Raw genomic sequence first — 20,528 nt, 5'->3', positions numbered from 1 at the left:
AGATCGAGTTGCCTCGGCGTGCTCAGACCTTGGCGCGGCGGATGTCGATGTTGCCGTGCTTGGTGCGGGCGCGGATCTTGACGGCGTCCTCGGACTTCTCCGGGCTGTCGGACGAGGTGAGCGAGTTGCGCACCTGGCCCGAGCTGGAGCTCACGTCGAGCCAGGCTGCCGTGCCTTCGCTGACGCCGATCTCGATGGCGCCGAAGGAGGTCTCGAGCTGGACCGTACCGCGGGTGGCTTCGCCGACGCGCAGGGTGCCGTGGGCGGTGACGGCGGTGAGCGAGTCCTCGGCGCGGGCGATGTCGATGTCGCCGTTGGCCCCGCGCACCCGCAGCTCGCCGATCACGGCGCCGATGGTCGTGGTGCCGTGCGAATTCTTCATGACGGCGGAGCCGTCGACGAACCCGACGCGCAGGCTGCCCGAGCTGGTGGAGATCTCGGCGGAGCCCTCGACGCGGTCCACGGTGATCGAGCCGTGCGAAGCGGTCAGGTGCAGCGGCCCGGTCGTGTCGAGGCGCACGTCACCGGACGAGGTCTTGACGCGGGTCTCGCCGAGCCGGCCCTCGCCGATCACCTGGGTCCAGGCGCCGGTCGTGTCGATCTTCGAGCCCGTGGGCAGTTCGACCGTCACGTCGACGGTGCCGGTGCGCCCGAAGAGGCCGGGCTTGGGCGTCTTGATGTTCAGGACGCCGCTCCCGTACGAGACCTCGGTCTGCTCGGCGGCCCGCACGTCCTGGTCCTTCTTCGCCTCGCGGGGCCGCACCTCGACGACGGTGTCGGCGCGGTCGCCCGCGGTGAACTGGATGGAACCGGCGTCCACACGCGCCGTGACCGAGATGGCTTCAGGAGTGTCGAAAGTAGGCATGGCTGTTCCGTCCTCTGGCTCTTCGGGGCGCCCCCGCTGGAGGGACGTGATGGGTGGAGTGGTTTACCGCGGTAAACCGGGGGGGGGGCGGGATAGCGGCTAGCGCACCCAGCCGGCGAAGCTCTGTCCGATGTTCTGCGTCTTCTCTGCCGTACGCGGCTGACCGCCGCCGTCGACCTCCGCCGAAACGGCCCTGACCAGCCACGCGTTGACCGAAAGGCCCTCGCGGCTCGCGGCCTCCTCGGCGCGGGCCTTGAGGTGGGCGGGCAGCCGCAGATTGACGCGGGCCGTGCCGCCCTCTTCGCCATCGGCGGGGGCCGGTGCCTTGAACATGTCGACGGGCATGGCCGGCTCCGCGACATCGCCGCCGCCGGGCGGCAGCGTCACCACGAAGTCGGGATCCAGGCCGTGCAGCCGTACGTCGACCGAGCCCGGCGCGAGCTCGCTGGTGATCTCGCCCATCGCCGCCGAGAGCACACTGAGCAGCGTCAGGCGGGTCGCCGACTCCAGCGGAGCGGTCAGCCTTTCGGCCAGCTCGCGGGCATCGTCCCCGCCGGCTTCGGCGGCCACCGCAAGCTCACGGCGGAGAGTGTCGACATACGGGGTGAGGTCCATGACGTCATCATGGCACCACAATGGCGCCATACGCAAGCCTGAATGGCGTCGAAGTGGGGGTGAATGTGGCGGCAGCCTTTCTACCTGCGGAAACGCCGATCGGCGCCCCGATCGGCGATGGCACCGAACAAGCCCTTACAGCCCTGGAGAAGCAGCATGGCGCCAAGTGACGCCACGTGGCATCACTTGGCGCCATGTGGCACCGCAGCTACTCGCCCCCCACAGGGCAGCGCACCCGCCCCCGCGCGCTCGCTGGTTCGCTGGCTCGCTCGCGGGCGCGCTTCCTCAACTCCCCAGAACGTTGAGAGCCCTGTCGAAGGCGGAGTCCTTCCCCTTCTCGAACTCCTCCTCGGTGAAGACCGGCTCGGTGAGGTGCGGCGGAATGCCAGGGCCGTCGAAGGTCCTGCCCGAGCGGGTCAGGAACTCCTCGTTCGGCAGCCCGACGACCATGCCGTTGGGCAGCTTGCGCGCCATGACGTCCGAGAAGACGCCCTGCGTGGGCTGCCCGATCCGGACCGTCCTGCCGGGCCGGTCCATCAGGGCCTGCGTGAAGGTCTCCCCCGCGCTGACGGTCGACCCGCCGGTCAGCACGGCGACCGGCCCCGTGTAGCGGGGGTCCTTGGCGGGCGTGACGTACACGGGCTCGGGGCGGGTGTGCCGGGTGGGGTCGGCGGGGTCGTTGCGGGCCCGCTTGGAGTAGGCGAGGTAAGGGGCGTCGGTGAGGCGCTCGGCGATGTGGATGCCGAGGGCGTCGGAGCCTCCGCCGTTGATCCGCAGGTCGATGATCAGGCCCTTCAAACGCCGGGTGCGGTCCTGGCCGAGGATCGTCTCCAGCGCCCGGTCCAGCTCGGCCAGCTGGGCGGCGTACGAGGTGTCGTCGCCCGCGTATCCGCCGAAGCCGGTGATCCGCAGATAGCCCTTGCCGCCGGGGAGGTCGGCGTAGGTGATCCGCCCGGCGGCGAAGTCCTGGAGGTTCCGCGCGTTCTTGAGGTCGCGCGCCACGATGAACTTCTTGACCTTGGTGTCCAACGCCTCGGTGGGCATGGCGGTGCCGGGCCGGACCTGCCCGAAGCGGCGGTCGCCGTCCTGCACGACCACATGGGCGTCGTAGAGCGGCCTGGCCATCTCCCGGAAGATGGCGAACAGTTCGTCCCTGGTGGTCTTCGCGTGGACCCGGGGCCGGTACTGGTCTCGTACGGCGTGCCAGTCGATGCCCTTGGCGGCGAAGAAGGGGTAGTTCTCCTCGAAGGACTGCCAGAAGACGTCGAAGGCGGCGCGCGGCCCCCGGGGAGCCGGCCGCGTACACGCGTCGGGCAACTCCGCGATCCTGCGCAGGTTCCGGGACCCGACGGAGCCGTCCGCCCGCATGGACGCGCGGTCCCCGCCTGCCCGGGCGCGCACGGTGAGGACGGTGCCGTCGGGCGTGGTGTAGATGCCGGGCCCGGTCCGCCGGGCGGAGTCGCCCTTGAGGCAGCTGACGGAGGTGGTCTGGTACTCCTGGAGCTGCCCGTCGCGGATGGACAGCACGGTGCCGTAGCCGTCCACGCGCCAGATTCCGTCGGCGGCGGGCTGCTTGGCGGTGGCGGGCTGTTTGGCGGCCGTGCGCTGCTTGGAGGAGGCCGACGCGGCGGAGGCAGACGCGGCTCCCCCGGCGAGCGCCAGCGTGACGACAACGGCGGTGGCAGTGGCAGTGGCGACGGCGGTGGCAGCGGCGACAGGGCGCACGATTCACTCTCTCGGCAGGCGACTTGCGGGGCCGACCCCACGGTCGCCGAAACCCCGGCGCCCGACCATCCGGCTGCCCGGCCGATAGGGGTGGGGCTAGCACCCCATGGGACTAGCACCCCAACCACCCGCCCCCCCACGCAACTACGCAGCCGGCCACATGCTCGATCATGGACGGATGACTGCCTTCTACCACGTGTGCTTCGTGACCCCGGACATCGAGCAGGCGATGCGGGACTTGCGGCGTTCGGCCGGGGTCGAGTGGAGCGACCCGGTGGCCGACCGGCTCGGTGAGTGGGACTACCGCATCGCCTTCACCACAGGCGGCCCGCCCTTCATCGAGCTCATCGAGGGCCCGCCGGGCAGCCCCTGGGACGCGTCGCGGGGCGCCAGGTTCGACCACATCGGCTTCTGGACCAGCGATGTACGACAAGGCTCCCGGCGCCTGGAGGACGAGGGCATGCCCCTGGACTTCTCCGGCTGCCCCTACGGCCGGCCGTTCGCCTACCACCAACTGGACAGCATCGGCGCACGCATCGAACTCGTCGACATCGGCCGGCAAGCCGCCTTCCTCAGCAAGTGGCATCCGGAAGGCCGACCGATGCCCGCCATCGACGAGACCCCCGGAACCTAGGCTGACCTGCATGGACATCCGGGGCATTGACCCCCGTGACACCACGTGGGAACTGGACCACGCCCAATACCGCGTCTACTTCTGGGACGTGCCGGCCGCGACGGCGCACACGTACGAAGTCCTGGAGACAGTCGACATCGCAGAACTCCTGGCGTGGGCGCCGGATTACGCGGCCGACCGCGGATGGTCGTACACCATCTACGCGGCGGTCAGCGACGGCGGCAGACCGGGCCTCATCCGTCTCGCCGGTGTCCCGGGGGACCCGTTCGCCGACGCGTGATGCCGGCTCGGGGAGCTTGATGAGCCCCCGCCCCGCTCGGGACAGGGCAAGGGCTCGCCCCGCACCTGCCCGGGCCCGCCGCCGGGATGCGACACACCACCCCTACGGAGCAGCCGGCATATGAGCCGATGAAGCCGTCGCGTTACTTCCGCCTGCCTCCGCCTACTTCGGGTCCGCTGCCCTCGCGTCCGGCTTCCAGTCCTGTACGAGGAGTCCGAGCAGCACCTCGTCCAGGAACTCCCCCATCACCCAGGCCGAGGAACGCAGCAGACCCTCGCGGACGAAGCCGTTGCGCTCGGCGGAGCGCAGCATCGCCGCGTTGTCCGACAGCGTCTCGATCTGCAGCCGGTGCAGGCCGCGCACGACGAACCCGTAGTGGCACAGCACCGCGACGACATCGGTGCCGTAGCCCTTGCCACGGGAGGACGGCAGCAGCCCGAGGCCTATGTGTGCGGACCGGCTGTGGTTGTCGATGCCCCACAGGTTCGCGGTGCCGATCAGCGTGCCGCCGTCCAGCTCCACCACGGAGAACGGGACGCGCCCCGGCTCCGGGTCGTCCGCCGAGAGCCGTGAGTCCTTCGCGCCGGGTGTGACCGGCCGCCACGGCTGGGCTTCGGAGCGCGAGGCGTTGACCACGTCGTCGTAGAGCTCGGCCCGCAGGATCGGGATGTCTTCCTCGTGCCGGGCCCTGAGCCCAACCTTGTCGCCCTTCAGCATGCGAGCTTCCTATCCGAGGCGCGGACCGACGGCAATCGAATAAGCGAGCGCCGTGCGGTGGCGGGCAAGGACAAGCGCAGGCAGAGACTAGAGCGGCGCAAGGAGCATGAGGACCTCATCGCGGTCGTCGCCAGGAGCGAGGCGCAGCGCACCGGGCCAGCGGCCGACTTCCTTCCAGCCGAGTCGCCCGTAGAACTCCTCGAGCCCCGCGCCGCCACGAGCGGCGAGATGAAGCTGCTCCAGGCCCATCTCGTCGCGGGCGACCGAACGAACCTCCTCCATCAGGGCCGCCCCGAAGCCCCTCCCCCGCACCGCGGGCCGTGTCTGGACGTGGTGGAGCGTGCCCCAGTGCCCGATGAGCTCGTACGGATCACGCCGTACGTTCAGCCAGCCGACAAGCTCCCCGCCCGCCCTGGCAACGAGCAGACGGCTGGCCCCGGGCGCCAGCGCCCCCACGATCCTGTCGACCGCCGGAGCCACCTGCCCCTCATCGACGGGCGGAAAGGGAAACCCCGCCGCTCCCCCGGCATTGGTGACCTCGACCCAACACTCGACAAGCTCCCGCCGCAGTCGCGCCGTAACCTGCTCAGGCGCCGTGAACTGCAAAAGACCGAGCCCGCTGTCACTCATCCGGGGATCCTCGCACGAGCCGGGCGACGCCCCACGGCCGACGGCGACCCGTAGTACAACGCCGCGCGACCCCGGCCCGTACCGCAGCGCCCCCCGTCAGCTGGCCTGGGCGATAGGCATGATCATCACAGTGGCCAGGCGGCCAGCAAGTCGCCGGGCCCGTAGGCGGCATCGAGCCCTGACACTAACGTCGATGTTACTAACATCAACGTTAGTATTTCCGGTCCTCTCAGTGTCTCGAAACACCCGCACCGCCCTACCGGCAATTGTCTCGGGAACCGGCGATTCCACCCGCATGCCTTCCGCCCGCAGTCTTGTCATGCCAACGTCAGGTGGGAGCGCTCCCAAAGACCGTCCCTCTCCAAGGCAAAGGCAAAGGCACAGGAAGGAGCCCCGTGAGATTTCGCAGAAGACTCCGAACCGCGCGAGCCGTCCTCGCGACGGCCACTGCCACGGCCACCGTCGCCGCGGCGATACTGATCGGCTCTGCCGAGCCACCGACCACCACCGCACCGACAGCCGCAGTCGCGGCCGACACCAGCACCGGCTCCAGCACCAGCACCAGCACCGACAAGGACTGGCTACACACCAAGGGCAACCAGATCGTCGACGAGGACGGCAACAAGGTGCGGCTCACCGGCACCAACTGGTTCGGGTTCAACGCGACCGAGCGGGTCTTCCATGGCCTGTGGTCCGCGAACATCACCGATATCACCAAGTCGATGGCGCAGCGCGGCATCAACATCGTCCGGGTGCCCATCTCCACGCAGCTGCTCCTCGAGTGGAAGAACGGCAAGGCGGCCGTCCCCAGCGCCGTCAACGCCTGGGCCAACCCGGAGCTGAAGGACCTCACCACCCTGGAGGTCTTCGACCGCTGGCTCGACCTGTGCGAGCGGTACGGCATCAAGGTGATGCTGGACGTGCACAGCGCGGAGGCGGACAACTCCGGCCACATCTACCCGGTGTGGTGGAAGGGCGAGATCACCACCGAGCAGTTCCACGCCGCCTGGGAATGGGTCACCGCCCGCTACAAGGACAACGACACGCTCGTCGCGATGGACATCAAGAACGAGCCGCACGGCAAGCACACCGACAGTCCGCGCGCCAAGTGGGACGGCTCGACCGACCAGGACAACTTCAAGTACGCCTGCGAGACCGCGGGCAAGCGCATCCTGGCCGTCAACCCCCACGTCCTGGTGCTGTGCGAGGGCATCGAGATCTACCCCAGGGCGGGCAAGTCCTGGTCGTCCAAGAACGAGGCGGATTACCACTTCAACTGGTGGGGCGGAAACCTCCGCGGCGCCAGGGAACACCCGGTGGACCTGGGCGCGAACAGCGACCAGCTCGTCTACTCCCCGCACGACTACGGCCCGCTGGTCTACCAGCAGCCCTGGTTCCAGGGCGACTGGAACCGCACCACGCTCGAACGCGACGTATGGGACCCCAACTGGCTCTACCTCCACAAGGAGAACAAGGCACCGCTGCTCATCGGCGAGTGGGGCGGCTTCCTCGACAACGGCCCCAACCAGAAGTGGATGACGGCACTGCGCGACCTCATCGTCGAGAACGGACTCCACCAGACCTTCTGGTGCCTCAACCCCAACTCCGGTGACACCGGCGGCCTCCTCCTCCACGACTGGAAGACCTGGGACGAGGCGAAGTACGCCCTGCTGAAGCCGGCCCTGTGGCAGAGCGGCGGCAAGTTCGTCGGCCTCGACCACCAGGTCAGGCTCGGCGGCGCCGACAGCACCACCGGCATCAGCCTGGCAGACCTCTACGGCGGCTGAACCCCTCGGCTTCGGCGGCTGCCGCTCGGCTCCGGCAGCTAGGGAGCTTCCGCCGTACTGCCCCGGACGATCAGCTGGGTCGCCAGTTCCAGACGCAGATGCTCGGCGGGCTCACCGTCGATGATGCGCAGCAGTGTGTTCGCCGCCATGGCCGCCATGTCGAGCAGCGGCTGCCGGACGGTGGTGAGAGGAGGGTGGGTCCAGCGTGCCACCGGCAGGTCGTCGAAGCCGACGACGCTGACCTGCTCCGGAATGGCGTAGCCGCGTGCGCGCAGGACCTCGAAGGCACCAAGGGCCTGGAGATCGCTGGCAGCGAAGACCGCGGTGGGCGGCTCCAGCCCCCGCTGCTGCGCAAGGTCGAGGAGCCGGGCCATCTCCCGCCTCCCGGAGTCGTCGTTGAACTCCCCGTTGGGCGTCCAGCCTTCCGGCACGGGGAGTTCCGCCTGTTCCATCGTCGCCCGGAAGCCGTCGGCGCGGGCCCTGCTGCACAGCACCTGGCGCGGGCCCGCAAGGTGCGCGATGCGGGTGTGGCCCAGCTCGATGAGGTGCTCGGTGGCGCTGACCGCGCCGGCCCAGTTGGTGGCCCCCACGGTGGGGACGAGCGCGTCGACGCTGCCGACCGGGTCCACGAGTACGAAGGGAACGTCCATGGCGGTCAGTCGCCGTCGCTGCTGAGGCGTGAGGTCGGAGACGACCAGAATGGCTCCGTTGCTGCGCCGGGCCGCCATCTGGTCGATCCACTCGCGGGTGTCGGAGCTGCGGCCGTGCACCGCGGAGAGGACCACGCTGGCACCCGCGGCGTGCAGCACCTCGTCGACGCCGCGGATGATCTCGATTGACCAGAGGCTGTCGAGTTCGTTGAGGACCAGGTCGATGACGGCACCGCGGCGCCGTGCCGGGCGGCGCTGGTATCCGAGGCGGTCGATGACCGACTCGACGCGGTCCTTGGTGTCCGTGGACACGTCGGAGCGTCCGTTGAGGACCTTGGAGACCGTGGAGACGGAGACACCGGCCGCGGACGCGATCGTGCTCAGGGTGACTCTGCCCGTGTCCTGCGGGCTCTCCGCGTTCTCCGCCGTCATCCGTGCCGTCCGTCCGGTCAAGTGGTGGGTACTGTGCCTCGCTGGGGAGACTCTCACTGGGGAGAGTAACGGCTGGCCGCGGTGCGCCCCGCGCCCCCGTACTCATGGCCGTTCACCGGGATCAGAGGCCGTTTCGCGGTCCTCGGTTTCGTGGTCCTCGGATTCCATGTACTCGACTTCCCGGTACTCGGCCCAGTCGAAGTCGGCCGTCATGCCCGCGCCGGTGAGGTCCTGGGCGCACAGTCCGGCGAAGGCCCCGGTGAAGCCCCATGCCGTGAAGTGCCCGGTCGCCGGATCGCCCTGCGTGGCGCTCTCGTCGGAGAGCCGGGTGACGTCGAGCTCCGGGCCGACCGGCTGCCACGCGGTGCCCGGCGTGGTGCCCGGCGTCGTGTCCTGCACGGTGCCCGGCGTCGTGTCCTGCACGGTGCCTGGCGTGGTGTCCTGCGCGGCGCGCCAGAAGAAGTTGCCCCGCGCCTCGCGGACAGCGAGCCGCAATTCGAGCGGGCCGTCGGGGACGGTGACCGGCGCGGTCGGTTCGGAGTACTCGCCGTGCGCGCAGACGCCGACCCTCAGTACGCGGCCCAGTTCCTCGTCCCACGTCAGGTGCAGGTAGTGCCACAGGCCGGAGTTGTAGTAGTGGACGATGCCGGCCATCTGGAGCGGTGATCGCGGTTCTGCGGCCAGGTGCGCGGCGAAGTCGAAGCGCAGGGACTGCTGTCTGCGAGCCACGAGGCTCTGTCCGTGGGTGGAGCCCGGTGACTGGCCTCCGCGCAGCCGCAGGTGCCCCGGTCGCTCGGTGAGAGTGAGCCAGGATGGCCCCGGATGCCGGCGCAGGGTCGACCAGGGCGTGGCAAGCTCCGCCCGGTCGAAGTCGTCGCGGGCGGGCGGGCGGACGACAGGTGCGGGCGGAAGGCGCGGGCCGCGCACGGTGGTTCGCGGCACGGCGTCGTCCCGGTCCCCGGCGGGCCGCCCTCCCCCAGGCCACCCTCCCCCGAGCCGCCCTCCCCCGAGCCGTGGCCAGCCCTCCGCGGTCCATTCGACGCGCTGGAGTGCGGTCTCCCTGCCCAGTACGCAGGGGCCGAGGGGGCTGAGAGGCCGGGCCATGAGGTGGGCGAGGTACCACTCGCCGCCCGGCGTCTCCACCAGGCTGCCGTGGCCGGCCTTCTGCAGTGCCAGTCCCTCCTGACCTGCCGAGGTGAGGACCGGTCCTGCCGGGTCAGCTTCGTAGGGCCCGGTGATCCTTCTGCTGCGCGCCACGGTGACGGCGTGCCCCCAGGAGGTGCCGCCCTCCGCCGTCACCAGGTAGTACCAGCCGTCGCGCCGGTAGAGGTGCGGGCCTTCTGTGTGTGCGAGGCGGGTGCCCCCGAATATCCGGTGGGCCGGGCCGGTGACTCGGCGCTCGGCGCGGTCCCATTCCTGGAGCAGGATCCCGGCGAAGGGATGCCGGCCGGGCCGGTGGTCCCACTGCATCCACAGCGCCCAGCTGCGTCCGTCGCCGTCCGGTCCGTCGTCGTGGAAGAGGGAGGGGTCGAACCCGTGGGAGGGAAAGGGGGCGGGATCGGACCAGGGCCCGTCGAGGGCGGGCGCGGTGGTGACCCGGTTGTGTACGTCCTTGAAGGCTCCGGAGAGATTGGTGACGTCGCTGTAGACGAGGTGGAACAGCCCGTCGGCGTACGACAGACAGGGTGCCCACACGCCTCCGGAGTCGGGCCGACCGCTGAGCTCGATGAGGCGCTGCTCGCGCAGCACGCCGCCGAGCGGGGTCCAGTTGACCAGGTCGCGTGAGTGGTGGACGCAGACGCCCGGCAGCCATTCGAAGGTGGAGGTGGCGATGTAGTAGTCCTCGCCGACGCGCAGGATGGAGGGGTCCGGGTGGAATCCGGGCAGCACCGGATTGACGATGGTCGCCGCATACGTCGTGTCGGTGGTCGGCTCGGCGGGCGCGGACTTTCGACGGCCGGTCAGGTCCCGGCTCTGGTCCTGGTTCTGGATCTGTTCCTGGTTCTGGACGGAGGGCAGGGTGCTCATGGGACTCCGTAACGTGGGGGCGGTCAGCCCTTGACGGCGCCGGCCATCACGCCGGAGACGATCCGGCGGGCCAGGACGGTGAAGACGACGAGCACGGGCAGCACCGACACCACGACGCCGGACAGCATCAGGGTGTAGTCGGTGTAGTAACCGGCGGCGAGCTGGTTGAGGGCGATCTGCACCGTGCCGTTCTCCGGGGGCAGGGCGATCAGCGGCCAGAAGTAGTCGTTCCAGGCGAACATGAACGTGAACATGCCGAGCACGGTCGCCGTGGTGCGCACACCGGGGACGACGACGTGCCAGTAGGTGCGCAGCAGCCCCGCCCCGTCCATGCGGGCGGCCTCGATGAGTTCGTCGGGGATGTTCTCCTCGACGGCCTGCCGCATCCAGAACACCCCGATGGCGGAGACGAGGGCGGGCACGATCAGCGCGGAGAGTTTGCCGTACATGCCCATGTCCGTGACGAGCATGTAGAGCGGGATGATGCCGAGCTGCGTGGGCACCATCACCGTGATCACGACACAGACGAGCAGCGGATTACGGCCCCGGAAGCGGAGTTTGGCGAAGGCGAAACCCGCGAGTGAGGACAGCAGCACGTTGGAGACGGCGGTCGTGGAGGCCACGATCAGCGAGTTGCCGAGGGCCTGCCAGAAGGCGGAGAGCTCGAAGACGCGCTGGATGTTCTCGATCAGGTGGCCGCCGGGGACCAGTGGAGGCGTGGATCCGGCGAGTACGGAGTTGTCGCTGTGCGAAGCGACGACGAAGCTCCAGTACAGGGGGAAGACGGACGCGGCGGTGATCACCGCGAGCAGGGCGTAGGCGAAAGGGCCCGCCCTGTCGAGCCTTCCGGGTCCGCGGCGCGGGACGGTGCGGAGCTTGAGGCGTCCGCGGTTTTCGCGGGCGGCGGGCGGCCGGGCGGGTGCGGTGACGGCCATGTCGGTTCCTCTGTGGTTCCTCTGTGGTTCCTCCGTGGGCGGAGGGAAGGCGGACGTCGGTCGGGGGCCGGGGGGCGGGTCAGCTGCGCTCGGCACGGCGTGCGAGCAGGAAATTCACCGCCGCGACCACCGCGATGACCAGGAAGAGCACCCAGGAGACGGCTGACGCGTAACCGGCGTCGTTGTTGATGAAGCCGTACTTGTAGAGCATCAGCGTGAGCGTCTGGAACTGGTGCTCGGCCCCGCCTTCGGCGTTGCCCTGCTGGTCGAACAGAAAGGGCTCGGCGAAGAGCTGGAGGCCGCCGATGGTCGAGATCACCACGGTGAAGACGATGGTCGGCCGGATCGCCGGGAGGGTGACCTTGCGGAACGTCAGGAAGCGCGATGCCCCGTCGATCTGGGCGGACTCGTACAGGTCGCGTGGCACCGCCTGCATGGCGGCCAGGAAGATGAGCGCGTTGTAGCCGGTCCACCGCCACATCACCATGAAGCTGATGGCGAGGTGTGAACTCCACGTCTCCGCGGTCCAGTCGACCGGGTCGTCGATGACCCCGATGCCTTCAAGGGCCCAGTTCACGATGCCGAAGTCCCGGCCGAAGAGCTGGGAGAAGACGAGGGCGACAGCGACCACCGAGACGTACTGCGGCACGAGCACCAGCGCCCGCCATACGCTGCGTGCCCGCAGATGCCGGTCGAGCAGCCAGGCGAGCCCCAGTGCCGCAAGGAGCTGCGGAACGGTGGAGAGCACGAAGATGCTGAGGGTGTTGAACGTGGCCGTGTAGAAGTCGGAGTCGTCAAGCAGGCGGGTGAAGTTGTCCAGGCCGACCCACCGCCCCTGACCGGCGAGGCGGTCCCAGTCGTGCAGGGAGACCCAGAAGGTCTGGAGCAGGGGGTAGAGGCCGAAGACACCGAAGACGACGAAGAAGGGTGCGATGAAGAGGTAGGGCAGCAGATGCCGTTCCGGGCGCAGCCGCGACGGACGGCGTTCACCGCGCTCCCCGTGCACACGGCGTTCGCGGCGTTCGCGGCCGGGCAAGGGGCGGGTCTGGACCGCCATGCTGATTCTCCGTAGGAGTAGGGGGCGGAAGAGAAGGGCTGGGCAAGGGCCGAGGAGGGAATGCCGGGCGACGACCGGGGCATGGGAGGCTGCGCCGCCCGGCTCGGCCGGCCGGAGGGCTCTCCCCGAACCGACCAGCTGGGTCAGCCGGGAGCTACCCCTGAACCGACCGACTCGACATCAGCGAAGGTTCTTGTCCGCCTCGTCGAGAGCCTTGTCCCACGCCTCATCCGGATCCGCCTTGCCCTGCTCGACCAGCTGGAGGGCATTGCCGAACGGGATGCGGGCCTGCTGGTCCTTGGTGCCGCGGTAGTTGGGCTTGAGGGACTTCGCGGAGGCCGCGTAGAGCTTGCCGGTCGGCGCGCCGTTGAAGTACGGCTGCTCCGTGCCCTTGACCTGCGGGTCGTCGAGGACCGGAACGAGGGAGGGCAGCGCTCCGACCGGTCCGGTGAAGATCTTCTTCTGCGAGGCGGCCGAGGTGAGGAAGTCGGCCAGCTCGGCGGCTTCCTTCACGTGCTTGCTCTGCTTGGGAACGGTGAGGAACGAGCCGCCCCAGTTCCCGCCCCCGCCCGGCACCGCGGCGATGTCCCACTTGCCTGCGTTGGCCTCCCCCGCGGCCGTCTTGATCTGGCCGGTCATCCACGCGGGGCAGGTCATGGTGGCCATGCGGCCGAGCTTGATGCCCGCGTTCCACTGCTGGCTGAAGGGCTGGAGGTTGGCGGACTGCTTGTCGCCTGTGGCCTTCGCCGTCGCCATGAAGAAGTCACGGACCTTGGGGTTGCTGTCCCCGATGTACTTGTCCTCGGCGTCGAAGAACCCGAACTCGGTCTGGTTCATCATCGCGGTGAAGATGTTGCCCGAACTGTCGAACCACGCCTTGTCCTTCACCTTGGACCGGAACTTCTCGCCCGTGGCGAAGTAGTCCTCCCAGGTGGGCCAGAGCTTGCCGACCTTGGTGCGGTCGGTGGGCAGACCGGCCTTCGCGAACAGGTCCTTGCGGTAGCAGATGGCGAGGCTGCCGACATCGGTGCCGTATCCCATGACGAAGTCGGACGTCCCGAGCGTCCCCTGCTCCCACTTCCAGCCCAGGTACTCGCCCTGGCGGTCCATGGCTCCGTGGTCGGCGAGGTTGGTGAACTTGTCCTTCACGGCACGGAACTTCGGGAGGTAGCCCTCCTCGATCGCGACGACGTCGGCGGCCCCGCTGCCGGAGGCGATCTGGGTGGACAGCTGGTTGTGGTGCTGGTCGAACTGCGAGATGCGTTCCTTGACGACGATGTCGGGGTGGGTGCGCTCGTACTCCTTGATCAGGGGCTTGTAGCCGAAGTCGCTGAAGGTGGCGACCGTCAGGGTGATCTTCCCGTCAGCCGCTCCGGAGCCTGAGCCGCAGGCGGGAAGGGCGATGAGCGCCGTGGCGGCGGCGAGCGCGACGGTGATTCTGCGGGCACGCGTACGGCCCATGGTGATCCTCCGGAAGAGGGGCGGGATGGAGTGGCATAAAGGTCGCCGCCAACGAAAACCCTGTCAAGAGTTTCGCGAAAACTCCCGCTCGATTGGCAGCCCCGTATCGCAAAGGTCCGCACGCTCACCGGCGTGAAGCCGACAACCAAGCCCGAGAACAGCGAATATGGGCCCAGCAGCTCGCGCGACAGCCCCGCAACGGCCAGATCATTCGCAATTCGTCCGCCTCAGTTTCGTAGCAGCAACGCGCCGACCTGTAGAGACTTACGAAACTTTCGCAGCGCCTTGACCGGTCATGTCCAGGACAGGAACATGCGACCGCCACCAGCACAGCGCCCGGTGGCCCCACTCCACCCGGCCGTCCGAATCGGAGGCACCCGCCATGTCCTTCCTGCGACCGCACAGATCCGTCCCACGGGCGGTGGGAGCGGGGGTCGCCGCCCTGGCCGCCCTGCTCGCGCTCACCGGTGTCTCCTCCACGGCCAAGGCCGCCGCCCCCGCCGGCCGGGGCGTCCCGGCCGACGGCAAGGTCATGCTGGTGATGGGCCAGGACAGCGACACCCTGTCCGACTACCGCAGCGCCGTCCTGGACAAGGCGTCACTCGACGCACCCGCACCGGGCGGCGTGACCCTGTACACCAACCTCGTCCTCGGGGGCTCCCCCGAACCGCTGGCCGGCATGACCGGACCGGCGAACTGGGGCGCGGGAACCGTCGACTTCGCCCGGACGATGCGGGAGTACCCCGACGCCACCGTCGCCGTCGGTCTCTACCTCTCCGACGCCACCTCCGGCTGCAACAACCAGCCGCTGCGCGCCATCATCGGCCGCAACGACTCAGACGTCACCGCCGGGAATCCGAGCCTGATCACGCGGTACCGCGACAAGGTCGACGACATGATCAACCGGTTCAAGGGCTACGACCGGGACATCCTGCTGCGCATCGGCTACGAGTTCGACGGCCCGTGGAACTGCTACAACTCGGATTACTACAAAGAGGCTTTCCGCTACATCAAGGGCCGCATCGACGCCCTCGGCGCCACCCGTGTCGCCACCGTCTGGCAGAGCGCCGCCTGGCCGGTGAACACCCACCCCGATCACCCCGAGTGGAACTACATCGTCACCGACCCCGGCCACCTGAACGACTGGTATCCGGGCGACCAGTACGTCGACTGGGTGGGCCTGTCCTCCTTCTACAACTCCCGCTCCGTGCAGAGCCAGTGGGGCTGCGGATCGTACGACACCGACCCCGTCGGCCAGCAGAACCGCATCCTCGACTTCGCCCGCTCCCACGGCAAACCGGCCATGGTCTCCGAGGCCGCACCGCAAGGGGCCCGCACGGGAGCGAAGACCAGCAGCTGCATCTTCCGCAACAACCCCGCGGCCTCGAGCGGCCAGGCCATCTGGGACGGCTGGCACGCGGGCTACTTCGACTGGGTGACCCGCAACAAGGACGTCATCCGCGCGGCCGCGTACATCAACACCAACTGGGACGCCCAGACCCAGTGGCAGTGCGCGCCGGGCGCACAGGCGGGCGGCCCCGGCTGCGCGAACGGCAACTGGGGCGACTCCCGCGTCCAGGCCGACCCCACGGTGCAGGCCAACTTCCTGGCCGAGATCAAGAAACCCATATGGACGAACGGCGCTGCGGGCCCGGCACCCACGCCGACCCCGACCCCGACTCCCACCCCCACTCCCACGCCGACTCCGACCGACCCGCCCGGAGACACCGCCAAGTTCGACCACGGTGTCAGCGGCAGTGCGAACACCACGATCTGGTTCGCACCCAAGGGGTACGACCTGACGTTCGTCACCGTGCAGTACCGCGTCAACGGCGGCTCGCCGCAGAACCACTTCCTGGTCCGGGACAAGGCCGGCGACCGCTGGGAACTGCCCGTGTCCGTGCAGGCCGGCGCCAAGCTCACGTACTCCTTCAACTACCAGCCCAGCACACAGACGAGCCAGATCAGCACGCCGACGTACACATGGACCGCGCCCTGACGGGTGGTCCGCGACCGACGGGTGGCCCGGGCCCGGCCCGGGTCGTCCGTACCCATCGGTCTACGTCCACGCGCCCGACGCGCAGCAGAGGAGACACCGTGCCGAACCTCAGACACCTGACCACCGCTCTGGGCGCCCTCACCGCCGCCGCGCTGCTGCTGTCAGGCACCGCGCACGCCCAACCGGACCCGGCGCCCGCCCGGCCCGCCACCGCCGACCATCGCGGTACGGGCGCGGCTGCCGCCGCTCCCGAGCTGCTCCTCGGGCAGTCCACCCGGGGCGCCTGGGACGACTTCCAGACCTTCGGAGAGAACTCCGACGGCGGTTCCGTCTACTTCGAACTGCGCTCCGGTGACTGGGTCAACTCCGGCCACCGCGACTACGCCGAGTTCCTCGCCTCCCGAGGCAAGACCGTCCAGATCGGCATCAGCTGGAAGGACAAGCCGCCGGGCTTCGAGGGCGGCGACGAGAACGCGAAAGCCGCCCGTTCCCGCGCCGTCACGGCCGAGATCGCCGCCGGGGGCCACACCGCCTCCCTGAACAAGCTCCTGGCCTTCACCAACGCCCACCCCACGGCCCGCTTCAAACTCCGCCTCGACTACGAGGTCAGCAGCCACTACCACTGCACCGACGCCACCTGCTCCTCGTACAAGAACGCCTTCAACCGACTCGCCTCGTACCTCGACGGCCGCTCCACCGCACACAACCTCGACTTCGTCTTCCACCCGGTGCGCGGCGAATTCGAGGCCATGTACCCGGGGGACGCCTCGGTCGACTGGATGGGCGTCTCCGTCTTCGCTCACGAGCTGTGCATGCCGATCTACGACCGCGGCTACCTCTACAACGGAACCCCGCCGCAGAACTACGACGTCGCCGCGCTCCAGTGCCGCAACGCTTACATCGGCACCGACGCGCACGGGAACCCGGCCGCCGTGTGGCGCAACTTCGACCACGACGGCAATGTGCTGAAGCTGGTGAAGTTCGCCAAGGACCACGGCAAGCCGGTCGTGCTCTCCGAAGCGGGGATGATGAACTTCACCGCCGACGGCGGCAGCACCGACGGTCTGGAGCAGCAGCGCGGCGCCGAATGGACCCGCAGGCTCTTCTCCCTGATGAACTACCAGGGACCGATCCCCAACCTGCCCGGCACCCACGACCTGCGCGGAGTGATCCGTTCCGTGGTCTACATCAACCTCGACTTCCGGTACGGCTGGGACGGCGTGAACGACGGCAGCTTCGACTTCCCCCCGGACACGACCTGGTTCGTCGACGGCCGCCTGTCCCGCTACGGAGCAGCGAAGACGTCCTTCTGCCAGGGGCTCGCCTCGGCCGGTTTCACGGCGCGGTGCCGCTCATGACCGCTTGCCGTTGTCGTCGCAGGGCAAGTCAGCGGCCTCGTGGTGAGCGAGGAAGTCGCGGGTGGCCTGCCGTTCGACCTCTGTGATCGCGGTGGGGTCGACGCTGGTGATGCCGCCGAAGGGCCGGTCCACGTCCCGGATGATGCACAGCGTCACCGTGAGGAGAGCGGTGATCACGGTGAGCACGATGAGCTGGCCGCGGTTGTTCCTGCGGGGCAGGCAGACGGCGAGCGCCACGACGGTGATGACCAGGGTGGCGAGCAGGAACCAGAAGATGGCGTTGGGGATGCTGGGGGTGGCCTGTGTGAGGCGTTCCTCGCGTTCGTCGGAACGCTTGTTGTCAGCGGCGACCAGCATGCCGAAGACGGGCTTGCCCTCCAGGTCGCGGAAGGAGCGGCGGACGTCGGTCGACCACACGCTGGGTGCGGTCGACCCGTTGCCGTCGGCCATGGCGGGCCACTCCTGGGTGCGGACCGCGCGTGCGTAGCAGACGGCGTCCGCCTGGATGCGCTCGCGCTGTGCCGCAGGCGCGTACTCGCTGATCTCGGTGAGCTGGTCCAGCGCGCGGGCCTCCCCGCGCGAGGCGACCTCGGCCTTGCCGTAGGAGCCGGATGCGGTGACCAGGACGAAGGCCAGCAGGAGCACGGTCAGCGTCAGCAGCGGTCCGACGAGGTCTTTCACCGCCATGCCGGAGTCGTCGTCCGACATCAGCCGGGGCCGCAGGAACCGGTTCGCCGCAAGCCCTGCGAGCAGTGCCAGTACGGCGACGACGATGACGAGGACCACGACAACCTCCTGAGTACGAGTCAGACCCCGTCCCTGCGAGAATCCGCCATGATCATGACCGGCTCCGCGGTGCCCGAAAACGCGCGGACGCCCACGCACCTCCGAACGAGCGAAGAGCTTGCGCCACAAGCCCTGCCGCTCCCCCGCCCGACCCCGGTTGCTCGAAAGTCGGTCGCTTCGGTCGCTGATATGAACCGGCAGTGGCTTCTGAGCTGCATCTTTCTGACAGCGACTCAAAGGTCTGCGACTCAGCGCTCTGCCAGGGACGCCTGGCGGACGGCGTGCACGCACAGGCGGGTGCCGTAGAGGTCGAGGGCGTCGTCGGGGTCCTCTGCGTAGTGCTCGGCGACCTCGGACCACTGGTCCCAGCTGTACAGGCGGGCGAGGCGACGGTCCGTGTCCGTACGCGTCGGGGTCTCGGGGGCGGACAGGGCGAGCCATTCCTGCCAGGCGGCGTTCGACCGGGGGTCTCCTGCCGCCGCCTGCGCGCTGTCGCGGGCGACGGTCTCGTGGGCCTCGCGGCGGAGGTGGGCCTGGATGTAGGCGGCGGGCCGGGAGGGGCGCCAGGTGAGGCACAGGCCGATGAGTTCGGCGGCGATCTCGTGCGCGCTCAGGCCACGGTCGAAGTAGGCCCGCAGGGAGAAAGCCAGCTTCCGGAGCGGCTCACGCTGCGTCCAGTTCACCAGGGCACGCACCGTGCGGGTCTGCAGGATCTCGCGGGCGACCTGGGCCGGTGAGCGCCGGGCGGCCTTGGCCTGGCCACCTGCCGATTCGTGGGACTGGGAGTTGCGCGGTTTGCGGCTCGCGCGCAGGCGCGGGGTGTATTTCAACCCCCCCGTCATCTCAGCCTTTCCCTTTTCCTCAACCAGAGTCAGGGAAGGGGGCTCACTGCCCTCGGACATCTGTTCCGGGGCGGACGGCTGGTGCACCACGATCCGTGCGTCGTACCCGGATCCCACGACCTCGTGACCCATCGCGTGGTCGTACGAGGGGGGAATCGCGGCTGCGTACACCGTGGCCGTCCCGGCGTACCCGCCGAGGCCCCTCGTACGGCGGATGTTCGTCTTCGTGCCGTGCACGGCCCAGACCAGGGCGCCGAGTTCGCGCAGCACGGCGATGTGGCGCTTGACCGTGGCCCTGGAGAGTTCGAGGCGGGCGACCGTGCCGTCCAGGCAGTACCGGACGTGGCCCGTGCTGTAGTCCATGCGCTTGGCGAGGTCTTCGGCGACGCGCAGGGTCGTGGCGTTGGCCCGGGGGTGGATGCCTGCGGAGAGAAGCCAACGGGTGGCCCGGAGCCAGCGGCGGGGACCGGTGCGCCGGGAGGCGGTGTGTGCGAGCTCCTGGGCGGCTCCGCGCACCGGCGGGGCGTCGCCACCGATGCGCTGCGGCTGAGTTCGTGACGGCTGAGGGACATGTGGCGGGGCTGTTTTGGACAACACCAAACCAGCCCTTGTGGCACTGGCGATGGCCGGCTCCTGCACAAGGAGAGGGAATGAGGCAATAAAGAACCGCAACTCGGCGCCGTTCAGGCGGCCTTGCCGAGCAGGGTGCGGATATTCAGTTGGAGAGGTGGCTGGTGCAGGTCCTCTCGTTCAGGGGGATGCGTAGATCGTGAGGTCAGTGGGGCCCGTCAGCGCCGCCTATGAGGAGGACTGGGAGGGCTGGCGCCGCCGTCGCGCCTTGAGCTGAGCTATGGCGTCGGGCAGCTCGGTCACCCACTGCCCGATGGGGATGCGGATGGCCACGCGCCCGCCGAGGTGCTTGAGGTCGAAGGCCGCGCGTTCCGCGGGGGTGGTGATGAGGTACACCGAGTCCTCTAGGACCCACAGGGACGTCTCGGGCGTGGTGTCGGCGTCGGACACTGCCTGACGTGCGGCTTCGACCGCCATGGACTGCCAGAGCTCGAGGTCCTGCCGGGCGCTGCGAGGGCGGCGCGTACCGGGCCAGACGATCTGGGACACGAACGCGTAGACGCGCAGGGCCACGACCGAGTCCTCGAAGTGCGGCTCCGTGAGGACGCCTTGGTCGCGGGCCCTCCAGGCCCAGGATTCGCTCAGGCCGGCAGCCGTGGCGACCGCACTGGTGCTGAGTTGTTCGCTGGTCAGCGACATTGCTCTGACTCTTCCGCTAAGTGTGCTGATCGTTCTCACACCCTAGCGCAGAACACCCCTCCATCTCTTCCGTCACTAGAGATGCGGCGTGTCTTCACTTCGGACATTTCCGTACGAGGGCCCGTAATTGAGCGGTCGTCAGTCTGACGGCCTAGCTGTAGTCATCTTGATCGTTCTAGTGTCACAGGCGTTGTGTGTTAGTTAGTTAGTTCGTTGGTTTGTTAGTTAGTGCGTAACAGCGTTGGTTATAGCGTTGCAGTGGATGCAACAGCCTACGTTGCGCTGTTCGTTGCAGCTGACGTTGCACGTCTCTGTAGTGCAGAGATGGCAGAAAAAAAGACGGTGGGGCCTGCACGCAACGTGCGTGCAGGCCCCACCCGAGGCGGGGTCAGAGTACAATATCACGCCCACTAAGGGGAGGTTAGCCGCCGGTCAGGCCGCTTGCACGGCCCCACGGA

General features: G+C 68.9%; 19 protein-coding genes. 6 read left to right on the top strand and 13 right to left on the bottom strand.

The genetic code is table 11. The features are described from left to right. Positions 1–22: 22 nt before the first annotated feature. A complete protein-coding gene (locus ACQKIP_RS06975) occupies positions 23–865 on the bottom strand; it encodes a DUF4097 family beta strand repeat-containing protein (RefSeq protein ID WP_365866269.1) in 843 nt (280 codons plus the stop codon). Between the two features lie 99 nt (positions 866–964). Then, a complete protein-coding gene (locus ACQKIP_RS06970) occupies positions 965–1,480 on the bottom strand; it encodes a toxin-antitoxin system HicB family antitoxin (RefSeq protein ID WP_365866267.1) in 516 nt (171 codons plus the stop codon). 20 nt (positions 1,481–1,500) lie between these two features. Between ACQKIP_RS06970 and ACQKIP_RS06965 the strand changes: the two genes are divergently transcribed. Next, complete coding sequence (locus ACQKIP_RS06965) at positions 1,501–1,650, top strand: hypothetical protein (RefSeq protein ID WP_365866265.1); 150 nt, start codon at positions 1,501–1,503, stop codon at positions 1,648–1,650. A 115-nt stretch (positions 1,651–1,765) separates the two neighbouring features. On the opposite strand, the gene ACQKIP_RS06960 is transcribed toward ACQKIP_RS06965, so the two are convergent. Continuing rightward, complete coding sequence (locus tag ACQKIP_RS06960) at positions 1,766–3,205, bottom strand: S41 family peptidase (protein WP_365866263.1); 1,440 nt, start codon at positions 3,203–3,205, stop codon at positions 1,766–1,768. 178 nt (positions 3,206–3,383) lie between these two features. Here ACQKIP_RS06960 and ACQKIP_RS06955 point away from each other — a divergent pair, with 178 nt between their 5' ends. After that, positions 3,384–3,839, top strand: a complete 456-nt coding sequence (locus tag ACQKIP_RS06955) for a VOC family protein (RefSeq protein ID WP_365866262.1) — start codon at positions 3,384–3,386, stop codon at positions 3,837–3,839. 10 nt (positions 3,840–3,849) lie between these two features. Continuing rightward, a complete protein-coding gene (locus ACQKIP_RS06950) occupies positions 3,850–4,119 on the top strand; it encodes a hypothetical protein (RefSeq protein ID WP_365866260.1) in 270 nt (89 codons plus the stop codon). Positions 4,120–4,281: 162 nt separating this feature from the next. On the opposite strand, the gene ACQKIP_RS06945 is transcribed toward ACQKIP_RS06950, so the two are convergent. Continuing rightward, positions 4,282–4,836: a GNAT family N-acetyltransferase gene (locus tag ACQKIP_RS06945; protein ID WP_365866258.1), complete on the bottom strand. Its 555-nt coding sequence runs from the start codon at positions 4,834–4,836 to the stop codon at positions 4,282–4,284. An 87-nt stretch (positions 4,837–4,923) separates the two neighbouring features. After that, positions 4,924–5,466, bottom strand: a complete 543-nt coding sequence (locus ACQKIP_RS06940) for a GNAT family N-acetyltransferase (protein ID WP_365866257.1) — start codon at positions 5,464–5,466, stop codon at positions 4,924–4,926. 395 nt (positions 5,467–5,861) lie between these two features. Here ACQKIP_RS06940 and ACQKIP_RS06935 point away from each other — a divergent pair, with 395 nt between their 5' ends. Beyond that, complete coding sequence (locus tag ACQKIP_RS06935; protein WP_365866255.1) at positions 5,862–7,253, top strand: glycoside hydrolase family 5 protein; 1,392 nt, start codon at positions 5,862–5,864, stop codon at positions 7,251–7,253. A gap of 38 nt (positions 7,254–7,291) precedes the next feature. Here ACQKIP_RS06935 and ACQKIP_RS06930 read toward each other — a convergent pair whose 3' ends face one another. From ACQKIP_RS06930 to ACQKIP_RS06910, 5 genes are all read right to left on the bottom strand, one after another. Continuing rightward, on the bottom strand, positions 7,292–8,335 hold the full coding sequence (locus ACQKIP_RS06930; RefSeq protein WP_365866253.1) for a LacI family DNA-binding transcriptional regulator: 1,044 nt from the start codon (positions 8,333–8,335) through the stop codon (positions 7,292–7,294). 102 nt (positions 8,336–8,437) lie between these two features. Further along, a complete protein-coding gene (locus ACQKIP_RS06925) occupies positions 8,438–10,363 on the bottom strand; it encodes a glycoside hydrolase family 43 protein (protein WP_365866252.1) in 1,926 nt (641 codons plus the stop codon). Between the two features lie 23 nt (positions 10,364–10,386). Beyond that, the gene (locus ACQKIP_RS06920) at positions 10,387–11,298 is read right to left on the bottom strand and encodes a carbohydrate ABC transporter permease (protein ID WP_365866250.1); all 912 of its coding nucleotides are present in this window, start codon (positions 11,296–11,298) and stop codon (positions 10,387–10,389) included. A 79-nt stretch (positions 11,299–11,377) separates the two neighbouring features. Continuing rightward, a complete protein-coding gene (locus tag ACQKIP_RS06915) occupies positions 11,378–12,355 on the bottom strand; it encodes a carbohydrate ABC transporter permease (RefSeq protein ID WP_365866248.1) in 978 nt (325 codons plus the stop codon). Positions 12,356–12,535: 180 nt separating this feature from the next. Next, positions 12,536–13,816, bottom strand: coding sequence for an ABC transporter substrate-binding protein (locus tag ACQKIP_RS06910; RefSeq protein WP_365866247.1), 1,281 nt, complete (start codon positions 13,814–13,816; stop codon positions 12,536–12,538). A 382-nt stretch (positions 13,817–14,198) separates the two neighbouring features. Here ACQKIP_RS06910 and ACQKIP_RS06905 point away from each other — a divergent pair, with 382 nt between their 5' ends. Both ACQKIP_RS06905 and ACQKIP_RS06900 read left to right on the top strand, forming a co-directional pair. Then, complete coding sequence (locus ACQKIP_RS06905; protein WP_365866245.1) at positions 14,199–15,815, top strand: endo-1,3-beta-xylanase; 1,617 nt, start codon at positions 14,199–14,201, stop codon at positions 15,813–15,815. A gap of 98 nt (positions 15,816–15,913) precedes the next feature. Beyond that, the gene (locus ACQKIP_RS06900) at positions 15,914–17,173 is read left to right on the top strand and encodes a hypothetical protein (RefSeq protein ID WP_365866244.1); all 1,260 of its coding nucleotides are present in this window, start codon (positions 15,914–15,916) and stop codon (positions 17,171–17,173) included. On the opposite strand, the gene ACQKIP_RS06895 is transcribed toward ACQKIP_RS06900, so the two are convergent. The 3 genes from ACQKIP_RS06895 to ACQKIP_RS06885 form a co-directional block, all read right to left on the bottom strand. Next, on the bottom strand, positions 17,168–17,959 hold the full coding sequence (locus tag ACQKIP_RS06895) for a hypothetical protein (protein ID WP_365866242.1): 792 nt from the start codon (positions 17,957–17,959) through the stop codon (positions 17,168–17,170). The two genes, ACQKIP_RS06900 and ACQKIP_RS06895, sit on opposite strands and share 6 nt — an antisense overlap. Positions 17,960–18,207: 248 nt before the next feature. Continuing rightward, the gene (locus tag ACQKIP_RS06890; protein WP_365866240.1) at positions 18,208–19,317 is read right to left on the bottom strand and encodes a cell wall protein; all 1,110 of its coding nucleotides are present in this window, start codon (positions 19,315–19,317) and stop codon (positions 18,208–18,210) included. Between the two features lie 282 nt (positions 19,318–19,599). Further along, complete coding sequence (locus ACQKIP_RS06885) at positions 19,600–20,070, bottom strand: hypothetical protein (RefSeq protein ID WP_361197597.1); 471 nt, start codon at positions 20,068–20,070, stop codon at positions 19,600–19,602. Positions 20,071–20,528: the final 458 nt, after the last annotated feature.

Source organism: Streptomyces sp. NPDC059900 (assembly GCF_050270335.1).
Taxonomy (GTDB): domain Bacteria; phylum Actinomycetota; class Actinomycetes; order Streptomycetales; family Streptomycetaceae; genus Streptomyces.
This window is presented reverse-complemented; position numbering and strand designations above follow the sequence as displayed.